Below are 21,379 nucleotides of genomic sequence, written 5' to 3' on the forward strand. Positions count from 1 at the left end.
TTGGAATAAACTACGTCTTATAGTATCTATAGTAATGTACTGAAAACGAGTTGGAAATGGATTCTATGACAGATTCTATGCTTGATGATTTGTGCACAATGCACTAAATTCATTATATGGACTTCAAACAACTGGTATGTGCCATCGAAAGAGAAATATCCTATCGACTATCCTACACAGTAGACCGAAGCTCATGGCTATCAGGGACATTGCCTTGATTGACGGCACTGAACAGACCTATGAGATGACATCCTATACTTTGGCTTGAAAGAAGGAAAATCTGTCCCGCTTCAACGTATCATAACTGTTTCAGAAAGCAATACTTCCGGCTGTATTGCAAATATTCCTTCTTCCTTTCTCTTTGCTGCATTCAACTTTGCAAGGGAGTTGCTGGACGAGGCAAGCGGACGAAAACTTTACGATGAACTGGTCAAGACTGCAGATACTAAACAGAGCATTACCGCAGTACTCAATGTAGCATCGCTGTCACTCCACAATCCTTTGATATTCTGCAACACAAACTTCAAGATCATCGGCTGTTCCACCGCAATTGCTGTTATTGACCCTTTATGGACTGATAACATCAGAAAAGGCTACTGCAGCTATGAATTCATCAATGCAGTACAGCAACTGGGACCGGTAAAAAATGCCGTCGATACCTGCGATGCCCTTGAAGTAACCTGCAAGGAATCCCCGTATGCAAAACTTTTCAGCAAGGTTCTTATGCATGGTTACCAGATAGGGTTCGTACTGTTGATCGCCAGTGAAACAGCAATACAACCGACCTACGCGGGCATGCTGAAAAATGTCAGCCAGGCCCTTTCCTACACTGTAGGACGATATGCAACCTACCTCTCACACTTTCCGGACCGAATGGAGCATCTGCTCTACGAACTGTTGGTCGGTGCACCGGTCAACGAAGTAGCCTATGAATTTCATGACTTGAAGCTTTCTCAACGGATGGCTGCACTATCCATCAAAAGTACGGAGGGCCAAGATCCCTCAGAGCTCCTTGAGACCTTAAGGAACCGATTGCCTGATGCGAAGATGGTTTGCTACGAAAATGCAATTGCGGCACTTATGCCTTTGGAACATGACATAGCATTGTCAGTGGCACAAGTTGCACATCTGGAAGAAACTGCAAGACAATACCGTGCAAACATAGGAATCAGCTACTCATTTTCCCGTATTGAGGAATTCGTTGACCATTACCGTCAGGCTGTTTCAGCCTTGTCTTTCATAACGACCCATAGCACACTTTCCCAAAGGTTAATGACTTATAAGGACATCATGGTCTATGACCTGCTTTCACGGCTGGATAAAAGGGATTCCGTTTCCTTATATGTACATCCTACGCTAGGGGTTCTCAGCGAGCACGACAGAAAACATCACACCCAACTGCACAAGACCCTTGCAGTATTCGCAGAGGAAGGAGGAAGCCTCAAGCATACGGCAGCAAGACTTTTTCTCCATCGTAATTCCCTGATGTATCGCCTTGACTGCATCAGGAAACTTACAGGCCTGGATATCGCTGATCCATCGATCCTCTTCATGCTCAGGCTTTCCTATTGCATTGAGACCCTTGCAACAAACAAGACATAGACAAAGCGATTCAATACATAATTCCGGTATTCGTCAGCTAAACCATCGTACAGGTTACTTCCGGCAACACGTTAATTTTTTTGGCTCATGCATTTTTCTTGGGGAATAGTTTAGAAGTGAATTGAAAGAGAGAGGGGTTCTTTTGTACTCTTTTGTTAACGACAACATAAGATAAAAAGGAACGCCCTCTCATGAACGACTATATCATAATACCCTCTGAACTTGAAGGGTTTAAAAATACTGGAACCAAAGAAGTCCCTACTACGACCAACCGTCGTATGTTCCTGTTGTCAGGGACCCTTGCAAGAACAGAGGAAGATGAGATATGCCCCTGCTGTGGAGCCAGGATGCATATTCATGATACCTACGATACCAAGCTGAGGCATCTTCCATTTGGGCCTGTCTTCTGTACTGTGCGTTTTGACAGGCATCGTCATCAATGTTCAAACAAGGAATGTCGGTGCTATCGACCTCAGGGGATACCTTTCAAGGCTGACAGTCATCGCATTACAAGGGAGCTTGAAACATATACGAGGGATTTGCTTGCCTATGGGCTCACCAATGTACAAGTATCCATGCTGACAGGGCTTGGCCGCAACACTGTGAAAGAAATCGACCTCAGGAGACTCAAGGACAAATACACTGAAGACGGTGTCCACCTGAAGAAACCGGAAAGGCAGGCAAGGCACCTCGGTATTGATGAGTTCAAACTCCATGACGGGCACCGGTATGCCGTAGTGATTATAGACCTCGATACAGGCCATGTGCTGTGGCTTGCCAGGGGAAAGAAGAAACAGACAGTGTTCGACTTCATCGACTTCGTAGGCGAAGAGTGGATGGATGGGGTTGAGGCTGTCGCTTGTGACATGAACTCGGATTTCCAGGAAGCATTTGAAGTGCGCTGTGAACACATACAGGTCGTATTCGATTTCTTCCATATCAAGAAGAATTTCGCCGACAAGGTTATCTCTGAAGTACGCAAGGGCTTGCAGAGGGAGTGCATTGCCAACGGGGATGAAGAAGGTGCCCGCAAGCTCAAGAAGGCAAAGTACATCCTTACTTCTTCAATGGGCACTCTGGAGAAGCATGACAAAGAAGCTGAAGAGCAGAAGATCATAAAGAAGTCCGGCACGATATTCGGAGGTGAGGAAGTAAAACGCAAGGGTGGAAAAGTTGCCGGATATAAGGAACTTATGGAGAAGAACGAACTCCTGTTTACTGCCGACCTGGTGAAGGAAAAGCTCTCTTTTGCATATACCCTGACGGATGAAGCCCTCATGGCAAAGGAAATCACTTCCATCATGGATATCTGCCATGGCACGGGGAACAAACACTTCATGTGGTTCGCAAGACTGCCCGACAACCACTTCGAAGGTATCATCGCCCATGCCACTTACAGGATATCATCAGGCAAGGTTGAGGGCTGTAACGCGATGATCAAATGTTGCCGAAGACAGGCCTACGGGTACAGAGATGACGATTATTTCTTCCTTAAAATCATGGATGCAAGCAGAAGAGACAGGTCTGCCTATAGAAAATCCCCCATTTTTTTCATGAGCTTATCAATCATAGCAAATGACAATTCACTTTTGTTCAAGAACTTATAGGAAAACTGATGTTAAGCAAAGCAGAAACCCAATCGTTGAAACAAGAACATCTTGCACGCAAAGTATCCATCCCGATCTTACGTACGATTGTATTGCCGTCTACGATTTTCTTGTATGACGGTTTTTGCTTCAGGAGAATTTTAGAAGGCGCAGTCAATGTATTGATTTCTTCCGGATCATCTGCATACTTCGCAAGAACAGACTTCAGTCCAGATTCAGGAACATCCAGATTGGATGCAAGAATAGAAATATCTGAGAAAAGCAGTGCTTCAAACTCATGCATAGAAAAATAAGGGACAAAACGATTGGCAACATCAAGTTCAGGAAAAGATTCTCTAAGGGCTGTAAGAGTTGATTCAACAAGTATCTTCTCAATTTCCAATTTTCCTATTTTTCCTCCAAGTGATTGTTGTTTTGCCTGTATATCAGCCATTCCAGGCCACTTGGAATCGAGTCTGAAATAATCCAGCATGGAAGTAACAATTGTACTATCGCGTTGCTTGAACAATGCGCCGGCATTCTGTACAAATCTTTCAAAAGTAACATTACCCCCCTTATGTCCTGTACGACCAATCAAAACTGGGGAAAGATACTGCTCATGTTCTGATAGAAACACAGCAAGGCAATCGCGAATAAAGGATTGTTCTGTCGGCCCCTCTACGATTGCATACAGTTCATTCATGCATGGGGCCTCCAGAAAGAACATTCTTCCGCCATAATTCACCAAGGGTATAGTTCTCCAGCCAAGCATCAAGCTCAGAGGCTTCCAAACGGGTGAAAGTAGATTGACCATCCTTTCTGTCACAAACCACTACATCCTCCGGATCAAAACAATCAATGAACTCAGAAGACTGCGTAGCAAGAACAAGTTGGGTATCGATTGCCCGTGATTTGACCAGCTCCGCAAGAATACTGATTGCATAAGGATGCAGACCCAGTTCAGGTTCATCTATAAGGATCATCTCTGGATGATGGGGCTGCAGTAGAACAGTTGCAAGACAAATGAATCTCAATGTTCCATCTGAAAGGGCCTGAGGCTTCAGCGGATAATCAGAACCTTTCTGTTTCCAAAGTAGCCGGATCTTATCGTTTTCTCTTGGTATCAACACAAAATCATCAAAAAAAGGTGCTACCTGTTGAATAGTCTTTACAATATCAGCATAAGATTGTCTAAGAGACAAAGTACCTTTCAGCTTATACAGGTAACTGGCAAGATTGGAACCATCAAAACGCAGGTAGGCATTGTCATCAACATCTTGAAAAGCCTTTATGGGAGACAACCTGCCTGTGTCATGGAAATGATACATCTGCCAACTTGAGATTGACTCATAGACATAATGGCTGATATTATTTCGACTTAACACTCCAGGCTCATCTTTATCCTCAAGAAGCCCAGGAGTGAAACCATCATGCGATCGTAGGGAATACCATTTGTCAGTAAAAGAATAATACGTGTGCTCAGAATCAATACGTAACGTATCATCCTGTGTGGGACGAAGAACAATTTGGTAGCCATTCTGGCCAAAGAGAAGCTTAATTTCAATTTGTTCAGTAACTGCACGTCCATTGAAAAGTAAATCTCCGGCACTGCCGGCATCAGCCACATATTTTTGCAGATCGGTCTTGTTGAATCCCGGAAGGGGTAGTTGCATCAAAGCTCGCAGGAATTTGAATATTTCGATGAAATTACTCTTCCCTGCCCCGTTTCCTCCGATTACCAGATTGATGCTCTTCAAAGGGAAGTCTTCCAATCGGCATATAGACTTGAAACCGGAAATATTCAATTTATCCAACTGAGCCATGTATACCACCTTTTCTACAATCAATCACAGAGTAGCACACTTTTTTCTTCCGTTCAATTAACTCCTGTTGCAGGAAAAAGACTGGATAGCCAGGAAATATAACTTATGCATGCAACACCTGTATATATTCCATACATATAAAGCTCCCAACCAGTTGCCTTGAAGAATGGACCACTGCACTTTTCTTTCTGTCTGCTCCGGCATATTACTTACATTGGTCAATTTTATGAAGCCAATCAGAAGGACTCATGTTTTCCATGCGTCTGAAGACTTTGCAGTATTGCTGGGGACGCAGGAACCCACTTTGGTGCGCCGTTTCTGCAATATTCATTTTTTTGTTAAACAAGATTTCCTTGGAATATTCGACACGTGTCCTATTCAGGAAATGCAATGGGGTTTCATTGGTAAATTCCTTGAACTGTGAACAGAAATAATTATAAGACAGCCCGGCTTCCATGCTGATTTCCTTTATTGTCAGATTCGGTCTCTTGAATTCCTGAAGGATATATCTTATTGCTTTTGAGAAAACATGGTAGTTGACCTGTCCGGGAACTTCTGTTTGGATTTCTGCAGCATTTGATGATATCGATATGAAATAACCAATCAACGTATGTACCAACCCATTGATTATTTCCTTGGATGCCTCTCTGTGCTTGGTCCATATCTTAACAAGCAGGCGTACCAAATGATTGATTTCCGGAATCAATTCAGGGGGAAGCACGGTTATGTCATTAAGGACAAGGTTATCAAGCGAATGAGACAGATCATAGAAATGAACGACGACCATGTCAACGTCAACAAGCCTTGTCAATGCATGCAGGTTATTCGGCTCAATCAGGATAAGTGAATTTTCAGCTATCTGATACATCCGGTTGTTTACCTGATAGGTAAATGATCCTGAAAGAATAACATGCAGTACATATTCTTTATCTATGAAAGAACCCGAATAGACAATGTCCTTATCCCTTCTGACTTTTTGAGTTTCTATTTCCATTTCATTCAACATCCATATCAGATAGAATATATTCCTCCGGCTCTGAAAACAAGGCAACCTTATGCCTTTTGGGAAAGTATAGTTACTAAGAAAATTTGACCTTACTTATCCGCATGCATCTTTGGTTACTTTCTGAAGTCCTTCCCAGAACCTTAGGTAAAACAAAGAAACCAATTCTTTTTATGACATCCATGATACAATGTAGCCATAAATTTTTTAAAATAATTTTGGATAATTATTCATAGATAGTTTTTATTGACCATCTACCTTTTGTGAAAGACAATTTACGTATTGATGGGAGAAATAACAATGAAATGTATTAGTTTTGAAAAACCTTGGTCAGCTTGCCTAGTAAATAAGGATAAGTATGCTAATGGTGATATTCTGCAAAATCTGTATTCAGTCATCAGTGCAGGCACAGAATTGGCAATTCTATCAGGAAAAGAATCTTGGGCGCCGCTTCCTTTCGTGCCAGGATACGGGGCAGTAGGCAAGATGGTCAACATTGCCCCGGAAAGCCCATATGAAGAGGACAAGGTATATTTCACCTACGGGAAACATCAGGAATTCATCAGACCGGAAACCATTTGCCTTCCCATGGACAGCCAAATGAATCTGATGCATGCGGTCTTTGCCCGGATGGCAGCTGTATCGATCACCTCCATACGTTGCTCCAACATAAGTCTCGGAGATTCCGTCGCTGTTGTCGGAGGGGGGTTGGTAGGTAATTTCGCAGCACAGCTTGCGAGGCTGTCAGGAGCTACGGTGTCATTGATCGACCCATTTGCTTCCAGAAGGCATATAGCACAGCAATGCAATATCACAGATACATTCAAGGACAGCAACGAAGCAATTGAAGCAAAAGGCATAGATCTGTTTGACACAGTAATCGATGCTACAGGCGTACCCTCCGTTGTCATGGATTCGTCACGGCTTGTCGGAAAACACGGAGAATTGATCATATTGGGATCTCCCCGAGGCTCATATACAGCCGATATAACTCCATTCCTTAACCGGAGCCATCTCAGTCCTACGAACATGACAGTAAAAGGTGCACATGAATGGCGCTATCCACTTCATGCAGATACGCAAAAGACATATAAGTTTTCCATTGAGGGAAACCTGAACTATCTGTTCAACGCCATCATAAAAAAAGAATTGCTTATCGAACCTGTCATTACACATGTGATAAAGCCAAGTGAAGCACCCAGAATCTATATTGATTTGAAAAATAATCCTGATGCTTATCTCGGGATAGTCATAGATTGGAGTAAAAAATGAAAAAAGCAACATTGGGAATTATAGGAGCCGGATGGATCGGAGATTGGTATTTTGATGCTTATTCAAGATGTACAGACAGATTTCATTTGGTAGGAGCAGCCGGAAATCCTTCACCGGAAGGATTTGCCCGTTTGGAAAAGAAATGTGCAAAATGGGGTAATATACGACCGTATGCAACGGCAGAGGAACTGATAGCTGATCCTTCGATCCAGGCCATTGCCGTTTTTTCGCCCAATTCCCTTCATTTTGAACAAGTCAAAATGGCCTTGGAAGCCGGAAAACATGTATTGGTGGAAAAACCTGTCACACTGGATGTAAAGCAAGATCTGGAACTTGAAAAACTTGCAGAAAAAAAAGGATTGATCGTATTTCCCGGACATAATTTTGTATATCGGCCCGTAGACGTAGAAGCGAAGAAAATAATTGAAAGCGGCAGATTGGGAAACATTTCCTATGGCTCTTTCCGGGCTTGTCATTTCATTCCTCCGGAACATTCAGCCGGTTGGAGAAAACAAATGCCACTTGCCGGAGGCGGCGCGATGATGGACAGCGGCACACATTTGGTCTATCAATCAATCTACCTGCTCGGCCTGCCAAAATATATCAGTTGTTTCAGCACGAAGAAACATTACCTTGAAATGGACGGTGAGGACACCTGCCTGATTACAGTCCAATATGCATCAGGAACCGTTGCCCAGATATTCCAGTCATGGAGTACCGCAGATGACAGCGCCGCAGAAGTACGTATACAAGGTGACAAGGGTGTCTTGCTGATCAGCGATGCACTGTACTTCAATGGAAAGAAAATCACGGATGACTGTTCATATGCCAATTCTTTTTATCATACGCTTGAAGCATTTTACAACAGCATCGAAACCGCTGAAGCGCCTGTATCAACCATACATGACGCGGCAAACACACTTTCAATGATACAAACAGCTTATCAGGTATCCGGTACAAGAAAAATTGCCGAATACAAGCCTATATAAAGCATGAAATAAAAAACTTAATCAAAGAAAAGGAGGAATCTATGAGAAAAGTTTTTGTTGCCCTTTCAGTTCTTCTGATAATACCTGCTATGGTATTTGCAAACGGTACAACGGAAAGTACAAAGGAAAATGATAACAATTCTGTTACCATGTTGCATTTCAGCAGCCCTGACGTTGCCCATGGCGATGCCAATGCAAAAGCCTTCGCTGCAAGTATGGCTACTTTCCGGAAAGAAAATCCGACCATAACTATCAATGACGAATATATTCATCATGATAATTATGAAATGAAGCTAAAGACTATGATTGCTTCCCAGAGCCTGCCTGATGTGTATTATTCGAAACCGGACCAATTCAGTGTACTTCAGGAAAACAAATTGATTCAGCCAATAACAGACTTGTTGGATGATGACCCTCAGTTCAAGGCAAAATTCAAGGACGGAGCATTCAACGACTTCACTGTTGACGGACAGATATGGGCCATACCATTCCAACTGTCATCAAACCATGTAATCTACTATAACAAGAAACTGTTGAAACAAATCGGCTATGATTCTTTTCCAACCACCATGGATGGTTTCATAGAAATGGGGAAAAAACTTAGGGCGGCAGGAATCGTGCCATGGGTACTTGGAAACAAAGCAGGATGGCCGGCACCTTCCTGTATCCTGAACACCTTGGTATATCGCTATTGTGATGCTTCATGGTTTGACAGCCTCTATCACAATACGGGAGCAAAGTTTACTGATGCATGTTTCGTCAATGCAGCAAAAAAAATGAAAGAGTTCGTAGATGCGGGTCTGTTCAATGCTGATATGAATTCCCTCACTACCAATGATCAGCAGTCAATGTTCAACAACCAAAAGGCGGCAATGTTTGTTGAAGGAGTCTGGGCACTTACACCTGTCATCCAAGGTTTTTCCGGAGATCTCAGTGATGTCGGACTGGCAATTCTGCCACCGGTCAAAGGATATGAAAAATATGGGAACATCGTCGCCGGCGGTGCTGGTTGGGGCGTCTGCATGAATGCACAGATGACGGATGCACATAAGAAAGTAGTCTGGGACTTCATCAAGAAAATGTACAACAGTGAATATGCCCAGGTATCTGCCAGCAATGGAGGTTTCCCTGCAATGAAGGTTGATCTTGACTCCTTGGATGTAAATCCACTGATTGCTGAAATCAACGAGATGGATGTCAAAATGGCTCCGATATTCGATGTCCAATTCACAGGGACAATAGTCGATGTATACTACAATGATTTTCAAAGTATGTTACTTGGCATGATTACTCCTGATGAATATGCAGAACACTGTGAAAAAGCACGATTATCTACCCTTTAGCATAGGGGTATCCAACACCCGTATGCGAGCAACTCGCATACGGGAAGGAGAATAAAGTTGAGTCAAGTATTAAAGACACCAAAGAAAAGTATCCTGATCAGGGTTTTCGCGCCGATACTTATACTTTATTTTTTTGTATTTGTATTCCCTATTTTTTTCTCATTGCGATTCAGTTTCCTGAATTGGACCGGTGGAAGCCGGAAAGATTTCATCGGACTGAAGAACTATGCTGTTTTATTCAAGGACAAGGGTTTTTGGTCTTCCGTCCTGATTACCCTGAAAATTACTGCCATTGTAACTATCGGCCAGGTAGGTCTCGGCCTTATCGTTGCCATACTTCTGGTTACGATGTACGTAGCATGGGGTAGCTTCCACAGGACTGTCATCTTTCTGCCTGTCGTCATCTCACCGGTTGTCGTCGGTTTGGTCTGGTCAATCATCTACAACCATCGTTTCGGTGTACTGACAGCAATATTGACGCATGTATTGCATATACCGGTAGATGCAATTCCCCTATGGCTTGACAACCCTTCCCTGGTCCTATATTCAGTGTGCGTTCCGGTAATCTGGCAATATGTCGGCCTCTATATGATCATGTTGCTGGGAGCCTTGGAAAGCATCCCCAAATCCATCCTGGAAAGCGGACAGATCGATGGCACAAATCAATGGCAGCTGTCTTTCAAGATCATGCTCCCATGTATTTACCCGACTTTCAAGGTTGCCGTCATACTTTGTGTATCAGGGACTTTAAAGATATTTGACCATATTTTCGTCTTGACCGGTGGTGGACCAGCACAAAAGACAATGACTATGTCGCTTTACAACTATCGGCAAAGTTTTGATATGATGAAATTAAGTTACGGCTCGGCCATGGCAATAATCATGATCATCATTTCACTTGCGATAACCTATCTGACCCTGAAAGGCTTGGGAGGGAAACGCTATGAATAAAAGATTTTCATTGTCAAAGCTGATAATCAACATTCTGGTCTTTGCCTTTTCACTATCGTGCCTGTTCCCGATAGTCTGGATGGGGTATACCTCATTGAAGACAAACAAGGAATATATCGCAAGCAGCCTTGCTCTACCAAAGAAGCCAATCATAACCAACTATCAGGAAATATTGGTACAGGCAAAATTCGGACGATACTTCAAGAACAGTTGTATCACAGCCAGCATTACCATCGTCGCTGTCTTGCTCCTGGCTTTTCTTGCCGGTTACTTCTTGTCTCGTTATAGGTTTTCGGGCAGGCGGTTTATTTACGGTTTCTTCATGCTCGGATTGGTAGTACCGACATATGCATGGCTGCTCCCTGTTTTTATCCAGTTCAAGCAAATGGGATTGCTCAACCACTATTGGACACTTTCCCTGCCGTACACTGCGTTTGCATTACCTACCTCGATATTTCTTATCGACAGCTTCGTCCAGAGCATACCCTGTGAGATGGAAGAAGCTGCAATGATCGAGGGAAGCAGCATTTTCCATACAATCCTGGCCATAATATTTCCTTTATGTAAGCCGATTTTGGTAACGGTACTTATACTGACATTCAATAGCTCCTGGAATGAACTGCCTTTCGGACTTGTCCTCATCAACTCAGACAGACTGAGAACCGTTCCCGTTGCGCTGACAATGTTTTCAGGTACGTATACCATTGACTATCCTTATCTGGTCACAGCTCTGGTCATTGCAGTATTTCCTGTGATTATTTTTTACTGTTTCTTTTCAAAAAAGATAATGGAAGGCATGACTGCTGGTGCAGTTAAAGGGTAATATAATCCATAGGAGGGAAAATGATTACGCAAAGCCTTGACGGAATTTGGACCATGCATCCATTGGACAAACCAGAAGAAGTTACCACCGGTACCATACCAGGATCAGTATATTCATTCCTCCTGGATGCAAAGAAAATGGCGGATCCTTTTTTCAGGGACAATGAATCGGAAGCACTGCACTTGATGCAGGAAGATTATGTCTTCGACTGTTCCTTTCATTTGGAAGAAGCAATAAGCCAGTGCAAAAGAAAATTCCTTGTCTGTTACGGCCTCGATACCCTTTGTGATATCTATATCAATGGCAAACAGGCAGGAAAAGCCGACAATATGCACAGAACCTGGAAATTTGAAATTTCCCGTTATGTACTTCCAGAAGAAAACACTATTTCAATCGTATGCCATTCCCCTGTCAAATATATCCAGCAACAAGACAGGAAGAAACACTTCGGAGGTAGCCTCGAAGCTATGCGGGGATTCCCGTATTTGCGAAAAGCCCATTGCATGTTTGGTTGGGACTGGGGACCTCGCTTGCCTGATGCAGGAATCTGGCGCAGTATCTGTCTTATCGGAGAAAATTCTTCTTCCATCAAGGACATGACGATCAAGCAAAGGCACAGGGCAGGACAAGTCTTTGTTTCCGTAGCGGTAGAACAAACAGGGAATTCATCAATCCAGATTTCTCTTGCGGATCCGGAAGGAAAGACCTTCTCACTCAAAAACAAGGAATGGTTCTGCATTCAAAATCCACAGCTATGGTGGCCAAATGGACTCGGATCCCACCCACTGTATACCGTAACAGCTGAACTGAAGGAAGATGGAAATGCAGTAGCTTCTGCATCCAAACGAATAGGACTGAGGACCCTGTATCTGAAAAGGAAAAAGGACCGATGGGGCGAAAGTTTCTGTTTTTGTGTCAACGGTGTAGATTTTTTTGCAATGGGAGCCGATTATATCCCTGAAGATTCGATCTTCAGCAGGATGACGGATGAACGGACCAGATGCCTGCTGACACAATGCATACAAGCCAATTTCAATTCAATCCGTGTGTGGGGGGGAGGGATATACCCTTCGGATGGATTCTATGACGCCTGTGATGAACTGGGGCTCGTCGTGTGGCAGGATTTTATGTTTGCCTGTGCAAATTATCCCTTTGACACTGAATTTGAAAACAACATAACACACGAAATCGAAGACAACGTAAAAAGGATCCGTCATCATGCATCCTTGGGCCTCTGGTGTGGGAACAATGAGATGGAAATGTTCGAAGCCCAGGGTGGCTTTGAAAGCAATGACGAAACCCGGGCAACCTACATCAAGATGTATGAATATCTCATCCCCCACATACTGCAGGAACTGGACCCTGTGACTTCCTACTGGCCAGCATCCCCCTCTTCAGGAGGAAGCTTTGACAAGCCCAATGATCCAGACCGGGGAGATGTCCATTACTGGGAAGTCTGGCATGGGAACGTACCATTTACAGAGTTCAGGAAATATTGGTTCCGATTCGTTTCCGAATTTGGATTCCAATCATTTCCTGATGAAAGGACCGTCGAATCCTTCACTTTGCCGGAAGATCGTAATATTTTCTCCCGGATTATGGAAATGCATCAACGAAACGGCAGTGCAAACAGTAAGATATTAGCTTATATGTCAAAGGAATTCCTGTATCCTCATTCACTGCCGATTTTTATTTATGCTTCCCAGATATTACAGGCAGAAGCAATCAGGTACGGGGTCGAACATTGGAGACGTAACCGTGGCCGGTGCATGGGGGCTATATATTGGCAGCTGAATGATATCTGGCCTGTAATTTCATGGGCTTCAATAGATTACTATGGACGTTGGAAGGCCTTGCATTATTTTGCAAGAAGATTCTTTGCTCCGGTATTGCTCAGCTGTGAAGAAAAAGGAGAAAGAGAAGTATTGTCCAGTCCTGTCGATGAACATGAAGGGAATATTCCTGCAACGGTACATCTGTCAGTTGCAAATGAAACACGGCATGACATAGAAACTTCCATCAGATGGTATCTGCGTGATGCACAATCAACTATATCGAAGGAAGGAACAGAAAATGTTTCTGTACCGGCGATGTCTGCAAAATGGTTTTCCAAGATTGATTTCACGGGCATTGATATCTATCAATATCATTTTCACTATGAACTCCTGCAGGAAGGCAAGACCATATCTGCTTCTACGCTGTTCACAGAACCAAAATATTACCAGTTCCAGGATCCCCATCTGAAAATCGAACGGCATGGGAATGATATCTTCATCAGTGCGGAGGCATATGCAAAGTATGTGATGGTCTATAGCACGGATTCAGATTTTTTGCTTGATGACAATTTCTTCGATATGGAATGTGGCACAAGGCAATTGAAGATCATAAAAGGTAATCCAAGTACAATCCAGGCAAGGAGTGCCTATGATATCCATTGAAACATACATTTACGGCAGAAACCAACCTTCGTATCCCATCGGCTTTCCATAAGAAAAGTCCTTCAATCAAATTTTCCTTTTCATCCGGCAACAAGACATCTCTCAGGTTTCCTGCGCCACATCAAGGTCAACCGCAACTGAGACATCCACCTTGCTTCCTGCTTCAAGGACAAGTTCCTTTATCTCTTGGAACAGTTTCTCAATCTGCGGGACTTTTCCCTTTGAATGGTCAGAAAAGGTCCGCAGAAGCTTTATGTATGCCTCAGCGTCATAGACAAATACATGGGGAAACAACTGATGAGCCACAAGCTTGAAATATCCGCTGCACCCTATTTCATCCATTCGTCTCTGCATGTTCTCTTTCTGGATTTCTTCGACAGGTTCATCATAGACTTGCATACCGTGGCGAACATACACTTCTTCCACAACATCCTGCATGTTCTCATCTTTTAGCTTGAAATTGTTCCAATACATAGCCAACAGGCCATTATCTTTCAATAATGAGGCAGCCTTTTCATATTTTACTCCAGGATCAATCCAATGAAATGCTGTTGCAGAAAAAATACTGTCAAACAATTCCGTGGTTTCAAAATCTTCAAATCTTGTCTTGACCAGTTCAACGTTCCGATAGGTACGAAGACGTTCTTTCGCCTTCGCAATCAGATGGTCACCTGGTTCAAGTGCAGTTATCCTTGCTTTCCAGAAATCAGCAATTTCCCTTGTTGCTATGCCTGTTCCGCTTCCGATCTCCAATATATCGGAATCACGGCCATATGGTTTCAGAGTATGTATATAGGCATACACATCAGTACCATATCCTGGCCTGACATCATCATATACTCCTGCAATTCCATCGAACGATTGTCCATCAAAATCAAACTGAGACATCATTGTCTTCAGCTCCTGATACTATGCTGTATCGTCATGCACTTATACTTCGTTTTCAGCCCTGCGGCAAGACTCTTGATGAAATTCCCTCTTGTACGATAAACCTGTTTTTCCAAGTCAGATATCGTTTCCTTCATTCCAAGAACATCGCATGACGAAAAAAAACAGTCAAGGGTCGTTCCGGGCAAAATATATCCAGAAAGATGACAACATAAAAAATCGGAAAACAGATGAAGATTTTCCCCAAGTTTCTAAAGTCATAGTGCAAAGGAACAGGCATAAGGAAGACTCACCTATCCCCAGCCTTTTTTGACTATTGACAAACTGCATTCTTTTTCTTACGCAGATACGATCCTTGAAATTGGATTTCAAGCAAATACCCCATAAATCTGAGCACCGCAGGAAACACAATGGCCGCTTGCATCAAGATTCTTTCTAAATTCCAGGCCGGCGCTCCCGTCATAGCCATGGTCAGATGCAAGCATCTTGTGGCACGAAGGACAGTATGTTGCCGTCGTTCCACTGGTGTTGCCACCGTAGACAAACGGAATTCCAGCTCCTCTCGCCACTTTGAGCATATCAGCAAGGAAAGACTCGCTTGTTGCATGACGATCCTGCATTTTGTACATAGGGAAAAACCTGGACAGATGCCAGACTTGCACACCACGTTGATAAAGCTCTTTGCCAAGTCTGCTTACCATAGCCGCATCGTGGATACCTTCGACCAGCAATGTCGTCACTTCGACATGACATTTCTGTGCAACCAAGTAGGCAATCCCATCCAGTACAGGGGCAAGCTCTCCCTTGCAGATTGTCCGATAGTAATTTCCATCCCCCTTAAGATCAATGTTAAAAGCATCAATGAGCCTTGAAATCATAGGAAGCGTTTCAGGAGAAAAGCTGCCGTTGGTAACCATGACTGTCCGCAATCCCTTGGCTTTTGCCAATACGGCACAGTCAAGCATATAGTCTTGCCATACAATCGGTTCACTATAGGTAAAGCTGATGGAAGGAACTTGCTGCTCGATTGCAAGATCAACCAGTTTCTGAGGAGCAACAAACGTTGCCCCAGCAGCTCTTTCTTCCTGTGACAATTGCCAATTCTGACAAAAATCACAAGAAAAATTACAACCGGGTTCTGCAACTGAAAGAGTTCTGGTACCAGGTAGGAAATGATAGAGTGGCTTCTTTTCCATCGGGTCTACTGACAAAGCTTCCAGATAACCATAATTGATACTTACAAGTTTCCCCGCACGGACCTGACGGACCTTGCAGAAACCTCTTCCTTTTTCAGGGATACTACAATGCCGAAAACAAAAATTGCAATTCATGAAAAAACCTCCGCAGTGAATGTCTGGAAAATGGCATTCCTGCTTTTCCATGCATCAGCAGGCAAACCCGCCTTTCTGCTTAAGGCATCAAGCATTTCCTGCTTTGACCACCCTGTCTCATCGGCAACCTGAGGAAGAAATACGGCACGATACGAACCGACTGTCAGAATAATGCCGTCCCGGTGCAAGACGAATTCATCCAGTTCTGCAATTGTTCTGGGTACGGAAAGAATCGAAATCTCGAATGACAGAAGGGAATACTCTTCTTTTCTGACAGGGGGGAACCTCGGATCAGCAAAGGCAGCTTCTACGGCAAGCATGGGAATCTGCTTATACAGCGGCTTGATACCGATGATGTACCCGATACACCCTCTCAGGTCCTTTCCCTCATTGAGTGTCACGAAAGCTCCCCTTTTCTCTTCCAAGCCTTTGATCTCAGGCTCTTTGAAGGGCAATCCCAAGTGTTCTTTCACGGCATTCCTTGCAAGTTCAAGCAATACCTTTCTTTCCTCCGTCGTCATGCATGCCTCCACAGAATCGTTACGTACGATACGAAGTTGTTTTCACTACCGGATTTTTCCAATGAATCAGCCTGACCGGCGACCTGTCCCTCGTAACCGGCAAGTCTCGCAATTTCCGATACCACCAGCATCGGTGCAATGCCACAGATAGTAGAATGCTGTTTCTTGGCCAAGGAATAGGCACTGAGACCTTCACCTCTGCAAAACCGTTCTGCCATATCCCTGTCATACTCCCGTACCCGTTCCTCAACCTGTCCGTTGACCGTATTTCCATAGGGGACATAACCGAAGTTGATCCCATAGTGGGTAAAATCACTGCTTGCAAGTACAGCCGTATGTGTATCAATGGCAGCAAGAATTTTCTCAGCATATCCAGTCGCAATGGCAGCATCAGTGAAATCATTGACATGGGCAACACAGAGAAACAGCTTTCCCCTTGCCACTGCAAAGGGAAGAATCATCTCCACAGCATGTTCGGCCGCTGTCACTTCTTCATAGCCACCATCAAAACAAGAAAGAGAAAAACCCTCTACATATCCTAACGGAGTCTCAAAAGCGCTGAAACTGCCGCTACCAAGGATATCAGACGGCAGTGCAAAATAATGGGAAGGAGCAATGACTACCAATTTGTCTATGTCACTTTCCAATGCAGAAAAAAACAAACGAATCAACGGAGCCGAATAGAAAAGCCCTGCATGGGGAACAACACCAAAGCGTACTTTCGGGTCTTCCACTGCATCCAAATGTGTTATCTTTTCCAACGAAGCCCTATCACGAGGATACCACGTACCGGCAAATCTTTGTTTTCGTATCATGCAGGCAGTATACCACAAAATGTACAGACAAGAGCAAAAAGACCTAAGCAATTTACCGTACAAGACAAAAACTTTCTCCATAAGATTGCCGATTCAATTTTTTGTTGGTATTTTGGGAATACACGACTGTATCTACATTTGTATACATATTCGTAAAAAAGGGACATCATGAGAAAAAACGATATAAGATTGGTCAAGACACAGAAAGCTATAAGACTGGCTTTATTCCGATTGTTGGATAAGAAGCCAATTGAAAAGATTACCATAACTGAACTTACGGCAAAGGCCGGTATCTGTAGAAAAACCTTTTATCTGCATTTTCATTCAATCGGAGAAGTCCTGGAAGATTTCAACGCAGAACAACTGAAGAACATAGAAGACAGCATCAAGGAAATTCCTTTTACTGACCTTAGATCATTCCTTGTCAAGCTTGCAGAAAGCATTACCTCTGCGCCCCTTGATCTCGATTATATGCGAAACATTGCCGCTACAGCACAAAGTTATCGCTTGGAATTCAATCTTGTCGCTGCCACAGCCGACAGTGTTGCAGTGAAACTGAAAGAAGCCCTGCCGGTAGCAAAAAGAGAAGAAGCTGAACGCTATGCCCTGTTCATCAGTTCTACCATCAGTCTCATCATACTTTCATGGTTGAGACAACCATACGCTGCAGACAGCCTTGAAGAAACAGCACAGACAGCTATCGACCTTTGCTTAAATGGATTGCATGACAGATTTTAATCTGTAAAATATAACATAACAGAAAGTTTTTTCTTTCTGAAAATCACGTCTAGGAGGTTCTGGCAGGAAAATTTTTCTGTCATACGGCCATGAATGAAGTAAAGAAGCCTGACAACAACAAACTTATCAGATACTACATATGGGTACTGTTCGTAATCCTGCTGCTCAATCTGCTGGTTGTACCTATGGTAGCACAGCGCAATATAGAGACAGTTGACTACGGGACTTTCCTTTCAATGCTCAACAAAAAGGAAATCCAGACTGTACAGGTAGAAGAGAACGAAATCTATTTTACCAGCAAGACAGATACAAATTTGTCCGGAGTCCAATCAGATACCACAAAGCTCTACAAGACAACGACCTTTGAAGATCCTACACTGGTAGACCGGCTCTATGCCTCAGGCTGTTCCTTCGGCAGGGTAGCTCCAAAAGAACTTTCACCCCTTGCTTCTTTCCTGCTTACATGGATCTTCCCGATTCTCCTTTTCATCTTCATCGGAAGAATGATGGCAAACCGTATGGGCGGCATGGGAGGTCTTGGCAATGCCATGCAATTCGGAAAAAGCAATGCAAAGGTCTATGTCCCTTCCAGCACAGGTATCAAATTCAAGGATGTCGCAGGCGAAGAAGAGGCAAAGGATCTGTTACGGGAGATAGTTGACTTCCTTGAGCATGGTGACAAATACCGGGCAATAGGAGCAAATCTACCGAAAGGAGCTCTGCTGGTAGGACCTCCTGGAACCGGTAAGACAATGCTTGCAAAAGCTGTTGCAGGGGAAGCAAACGTACCATTCTTCTCCATAAGTGGCTCTGAATTCGTTGAAATGTTCGTTGGTATGGGTGCAGCGAAGGTAAGAGACTTGTTCAAGCAAGCCAATGAAAAAGCTCCTTGTATTGTCTTCATTGACGAAATCGATGCAATCGGACAGAAAAGGAACGGTGGCGGCCTGGGCGGTAACGATGAACGTGAACAGACTTTGAACCAACTGCTTACTGAAATGGATGGATTTGATCCATCCAAAGGTGTCGTCATCCTGGCTGCAACGAACCGTCCTGAAAGTCTCGATCCCGCCTTGCTGAGGCCTGGCCGTTTCGACCGAAGGATTCCTGTGGAATTGCCGGATCTCATCGGCCGTGAAGCCATTCTGAAAGTCCACGCCCAGCATGTGCATCTTGCTTCCGAGGTAGACCTCAAGGCAATAGCATTGGCAGCAACAGGAATGAGTGGTGCAGAACTTGCAAATATCATCAACGAAGCAGCTCTCAGAGCCGTAAGGAACAAACGGAATGAAGTCTGCCAACAGGATCTTGAAGAAAGCATTGAAGTTGTAGCAGCCGGTTACCAAAAGAAGAACAAAGTACTTTCGGATGAAGAAAGAAAAATCGTTTCTTATCATGAAATCGGACATGCACTTGTTGCTGCGCTTCAGACCAACAGTGCCCCTGTATCGAAAATTACAATAATACCACGGACCAGCGGGGCACTGGGTTATACGATGCAGGTTGATGAAACCGAACATAACCTGATGAGCAAGGAAGAACTTGAAAACAAGATCGCAACACTCACAGGCGGCAGGGTAGCTGAGGAAATCGTCTTCCATTCCATCACCACAGGAGCCTCAAATGATATTGAGCAGGCAACGAAACTTGCAAGGGCAATGATCACCAGATTCGGTATGAGCGATGCATTCGGCATGGTAGCCTTGGAAACCGTCACCAACCAATATCTAGGAGGAGATACCTCCCTTGCCTGTTCCGCTGATACAGCAGCTCAGATTGACAAGATGGTCATCGCAGAAGTACAGAAACAATATGAGAAGGCAAAGCAGCTACTTGCTTCCCATAGGCAGAAACTTGATGAACTTGCTGCTTATCTGCTGAAAGAAGAAACGATAACAGGCAAGCAGTTCATGGAAATTCTCAACAAGGAAAAGGAACTGCCGGATACAGAAGTCTCAGACAAGGCGCCTACGACCAAAGAAGAAGAGGCATAAATTCTCCTACTGCCAGAAAACATCTGGTTATCTCATTCTGCCGTGTATTCCGACATGAAAATCCCACTGCAGAATGAGTTTTTTTTATCTGGACATATCCTAGACATTGAAAATTTTCTAGTAGATTTTACTCAGTATAGCCAATATTTTTTCATAGTTTATACGTAAAAGTATTGATTTTTTGATAAAAGACCGTATGCTTGGCAGTATGATCGGTGTAAAAGAAATTGCAAAGCTTGCAGGTACTTCACCTGCAACAGTCTCAAATGTACTCAATGAGAAATCAAATGTCAGCAAAGCAATGAGAGAAAAAGTCCTGTCCATTTGCCGGGAAAATGGCTACAACCAAAGCAAAAACGGACGGCTTGCAAAAAAAGGAAAAACAAGGACCCTGCTCTTTACTTTCAGTGATTTCGATCGTTCCTTTTACCTTGAAGTCATCCATGGCATCCATGACTATGCATACGCCCATGATTATGAACTGCTCATCTGTACAGGACGGGTATGTGAAAAATACATGGAACCGTCCATGACCAGCGGGTGCATAGCCTTGGATGGCAAACTACCTTCACAGATCCTGGAGCGAAAAGCAAATGAAACATATCCTGTGGTAGTACTGGACAGGACATCTGCAAGTCCTTATATAAAGAGCATATTGGTGAATAATTATGATTCCATGTATGAGCTGGTCAATACACTTGCCAAACGGGGGCTCAAGACTTTTTCCTTCTTGGGAGGTATCGAAGGCAGTGAAGACAACAAAGAAAGATTTCAAGCATTTATCGATGCTCTCAAAGACAATGGGATCACTTTTACACGAGATGGATACATTGCCGGTGATTGGCATGAAAACAGCGGCATCAGAGCCGCGCAGATTCTTCTGCTGACAGAAAATCCGCCGGATGTGCTTGTCTGTGCCAATGACAACATGGCCATGGGAGCCATCAAGACATTCAATCAGAATGAACTGATAGTCGGCAAAGATATATCTGTCACAGGTTTTGATAACAACCTTATTGCAGAATACAATGATATTACGACAATAGATATTCCTGATTACGAACGTGGTTACCTGGCTGCACAAGCATTGGTAGGGAATATTGAAGGTGCCATGAACAGAGATACATTCCGAATAAAAGCAAAACTTATCTGGCGTGGTTCTACTACAAAACGTTAATCGAAGTATAGAACAATCCTTTTTTATAATTAATTCTATTCTATATATAGAGTAGAGTATAAAATCTCTCATTATGTAGTAAAAT

General features: G+C 43.6%; 18 protein-coding genes. 11 read left to right on the forward strand and 7 right to left on the reverse strand.

Annotation, left to right across the window (positions count from 1 at the left end; all coding sequences use genetic code 11):
• Positions 1-264: 264 nt before the first annotated feature.
• Together LKE40_07085 and LKE40_07090 are read left to right on the forward strand one after the other, a co-directional pair.
• Positions 265-1,602, forward strand: coding sequence for a helix-turn-helix domain-containing protein (locus LKE40_07085; protein MCH3917212.1), 1,338 nt, complete (start codon positions 265-267; stop codon positions 1,600-1,602).
• Between the two features lie 191 nt (positions 1,603-1,793).
• Positions 1,794-3,209: an ISL3 family transposase gene (locus LKE40_07090; GenBank protein ID MCH3917213.1), complete on the forward strand. Its 1,416-nt coding sequence runs from the start codon at positions 1,794-1,796 to the stop codon at positions 3,207-3,209.
• Here the strand turns inward: LKE40_07090 and LKE40_07095 are convergent.
• The 3 genes from LKE40_07095 to LKE40_07105 form a co-directional block, all read right to left on the reverse strand.
• A complete protein-coding gene (locus LKE40_07095) occupies positions 3,196-3,891 on the reverse strand; it encodes a DUF4276 family protein (GenBank protein ID MCH3917214.1) in 696 nt (231 codons plus the stop codon). The genes LKE40_07090 and LKE40_07095 overlap by 14 nt on opposite strands.
• On the reverse strand, positions 3,884-5,011 hold the full coding sequence (locus tag LKE40_07100) for an AAA family ATPase (GenBank protein ID MCH3917215.1): 1,128 nt from the start codon (positions 5,009-5,011) through the stop codon (positions 3,884-3,886). The genes LKE40_07095 and LKE40_07100 overlap by 8 nt, the downstream gene beginning before the upstream one ends.
• A 205-nt stretch (positions 5,012-5,216) precedes the next feature.
• Positions 5,217-6,005: an AraC family transcriptional regulator gene (locus LKE40_07105; GenBank protein MCH3917216.1), complete on the reverse strand. Its 789-nt coding sequence runs from the start codon at positions 6,003-6,005 to the stop codon at positions 5,217-5,219.
• 309 nt (positions 6,006-6,314) lie between these two features.
• Here LKE40_07105 and LKE40_07110 point away from each other — a divergent pair, with 309 nt between their 5' ends.
• The 6 genes from LKE40_07110 to LKE40_07135 are packed head-to-tail and all read left to right on the forward strand — an operon-like array spanning position 6,315 to position 13,830.
• On the forward strand, positions 6,315-7,286 hold the full coding sequence (locus tag LKE40_07110; GenBank protein ID MCH3917217.1) for a zinc-binding dehydrogenase: 972 nt from the start codon (positions 6,315-6,317) through the stop codon (positions 7,284-7,286).
• Positions 7,283-8,275 carry a Gfo/Idh/MocA family oxidoreductase gene (locus LKE40_07115; protein MCH3917218.1) on the forward strand — a complete coding sequence of 331 codons (993 nt, stop codon included), beginning with the start codon at positions 7,283-7,285 and terminating at the stop codon, positions 8,273-8,275. The genes LKE40_07110 and LKE40_07115 overlap by 4 nt, the downstream gene beginning before the upstream one ends.
• A gap of 41 nt (positions 8,276-8,316) precedes the next feature.
• On the forward strand, positions 8,317-9,618 hold the full coding sequence (locus LKE40_07120) for an extracellular solute-binding protein (GenBank protein ID MCH3917219.1): 1,302 nt from the start codon (positions 8,317-8,319) through the stop codon (positions 9,616-9,618).
• Between the two features lie 57 nt (positions 9,619-9,675).
• Positions 9,676-10,569: a sugar ABC transporter permease gene (locus tag LKE40_07125; GenBank protein ID MCH3917220.1), complete on the forward strand. Its 894-nt coding sequence runs from the start codon at positions 9,676-9,678 to the stop codon at positions 10,567-10,569.
• A complete protein-coding gene (locus LKE40_07130; GenBank protein ID MCH3917221.1) occupies positions 10,562-11,392 on the forward strand; it encodes a carbohydrate ABC transporter permease in 831 nt (276 codons plus the stop codon). Before LKE40_07125 ends, LKE40_07130 begins: the two co-directional genes overlap by 8 nt.
• 20 nt (positions 11,393-11,412) lie before the next feature.
• Positions 11,413-13,830: a glycoside hydrolase family 2 protein gene (locus tag LKE40_07135; protein ID MCH3917222.1), complete on the forward strand. Its 2,418-nt coding sequence runs from the start codon at positions 11,413-11,415 to the stop codon at positions 13,828-13,830.
• Between the two features lie 102 nt (positions 13,831-13,932).
• Here LKE40_07135 and LKE40_07140 read toward each other — a convergent pair whose 3' ends face one another.
• From LKE40_07140 to amrB, 4 genes are all read right to left on the reverse strand, one after another.
• Positions 13,933-14,718 (reverse strand): class I SAM-dependent methyltransferase, encoded by a 786-nt coding sequence (locus LKE40_07140; protein MCH3917223.1) that lies wholly within the window; start codon positions 14,716-14,718, stop codon positions 13,933-13,935.
• Positions 14,719-15,086: 368 nt separating this feature from the next.
• A complete protein-coding gene (gene amrS, locus LKE40_07145; GenBank protein MCH3917224.1) occupies positions 15,087-16,049 on the reverse strand; it encodes an AmmeMemoRadiSam system radical SAM enzyme in 963 nt (320 codons plus the stop codon).
• A complete protein-coding gene (gene amrA / locus LKE40_07150; protein MCH3917225.1) occupies positions 16,046-16,570 on the reverse strand; it encodes an AmmeMemoRadiSam system protein A in 525 nt (174 codons plus the stop codon). Before amrA ends, amrS begins: the two co-directional genes overlap by 4 nt.
• Positions 16,567-17,385, reverse strand: coding sequence for an AmmeMemoRadiSam system protein B (amrB, locus tag LKE40_07155; GenBank protein ID MCH3917226.1), 819 nt, complete (start codon positions 17,383-17,385; stop codon positions 16,567-16,569). The genes amrA and amrB overlap by 4 nt, the downstream gene beginning before the upstream one ends.
• 168 nt (positions 17,386-17,553) lie before the next feature.
• On the opposite strand from amrB, the gene LKE40_07160 reads away from it, so the two are divergent.
• The 3 genes from LKE40_07160 to LKE40_07170 all read left to right on the forward strand — a co-directional run bounded on the left by LKE40_07160 (position 17,554) and on the right by LKE40_07170 (position 21,294).
• Positions 17,554-18,123: a TetR/AcrR family transcriptional regulator gene (locus LKE40_07160; GenBank protein ID MCH3917227.1), complete on the forward strand. Its 570-nt coding sequence runs from the start codon at positions 17,554-17,556 to the stop codon at positions 18,121-18,123.
• A gap of 89 nt (positions 18,124-18,212) precedes the next feature.
• Positions 18,213-20,117 (forward strand): ATP-dependent zinc metalloprotease FtsH, encoded by a 1,905-nt coding sequence (ftsH, locus tag LKE40_07165; protein ID MCH3917228.1) that lies wholly within the window; start codon positions 18,213-18,215, stop codon positions 20,115-20,117.
• A gap of 196 nt (positions 20,118-20,313) precedes the next feature.
• Positions 20,314-21,294 carry a LacI family transcriptional regulator gene (locus LKE40_07170; GenBank protein ID MCH3917229.1) on the forward strand — a complete coding sequence of 327 codons (981 nt, stop codon included), beginning with the start codon at positions 20,314-20,316 and terminating at the stop codon, positions 21,292-21,294.
• The last annotated feature ends 85 nt before the right edge of the window (positions 21,295-21,379 follow it).

It is taken from the genome of Spirochaetia bacterium, assembly GCA_022482625.1.
Lineage (GTDB): Bacteria > Spirochaetota > Spirochaetia > Sphaerochaetales > Sphaerochaetaceae > Pleomorphochaeta.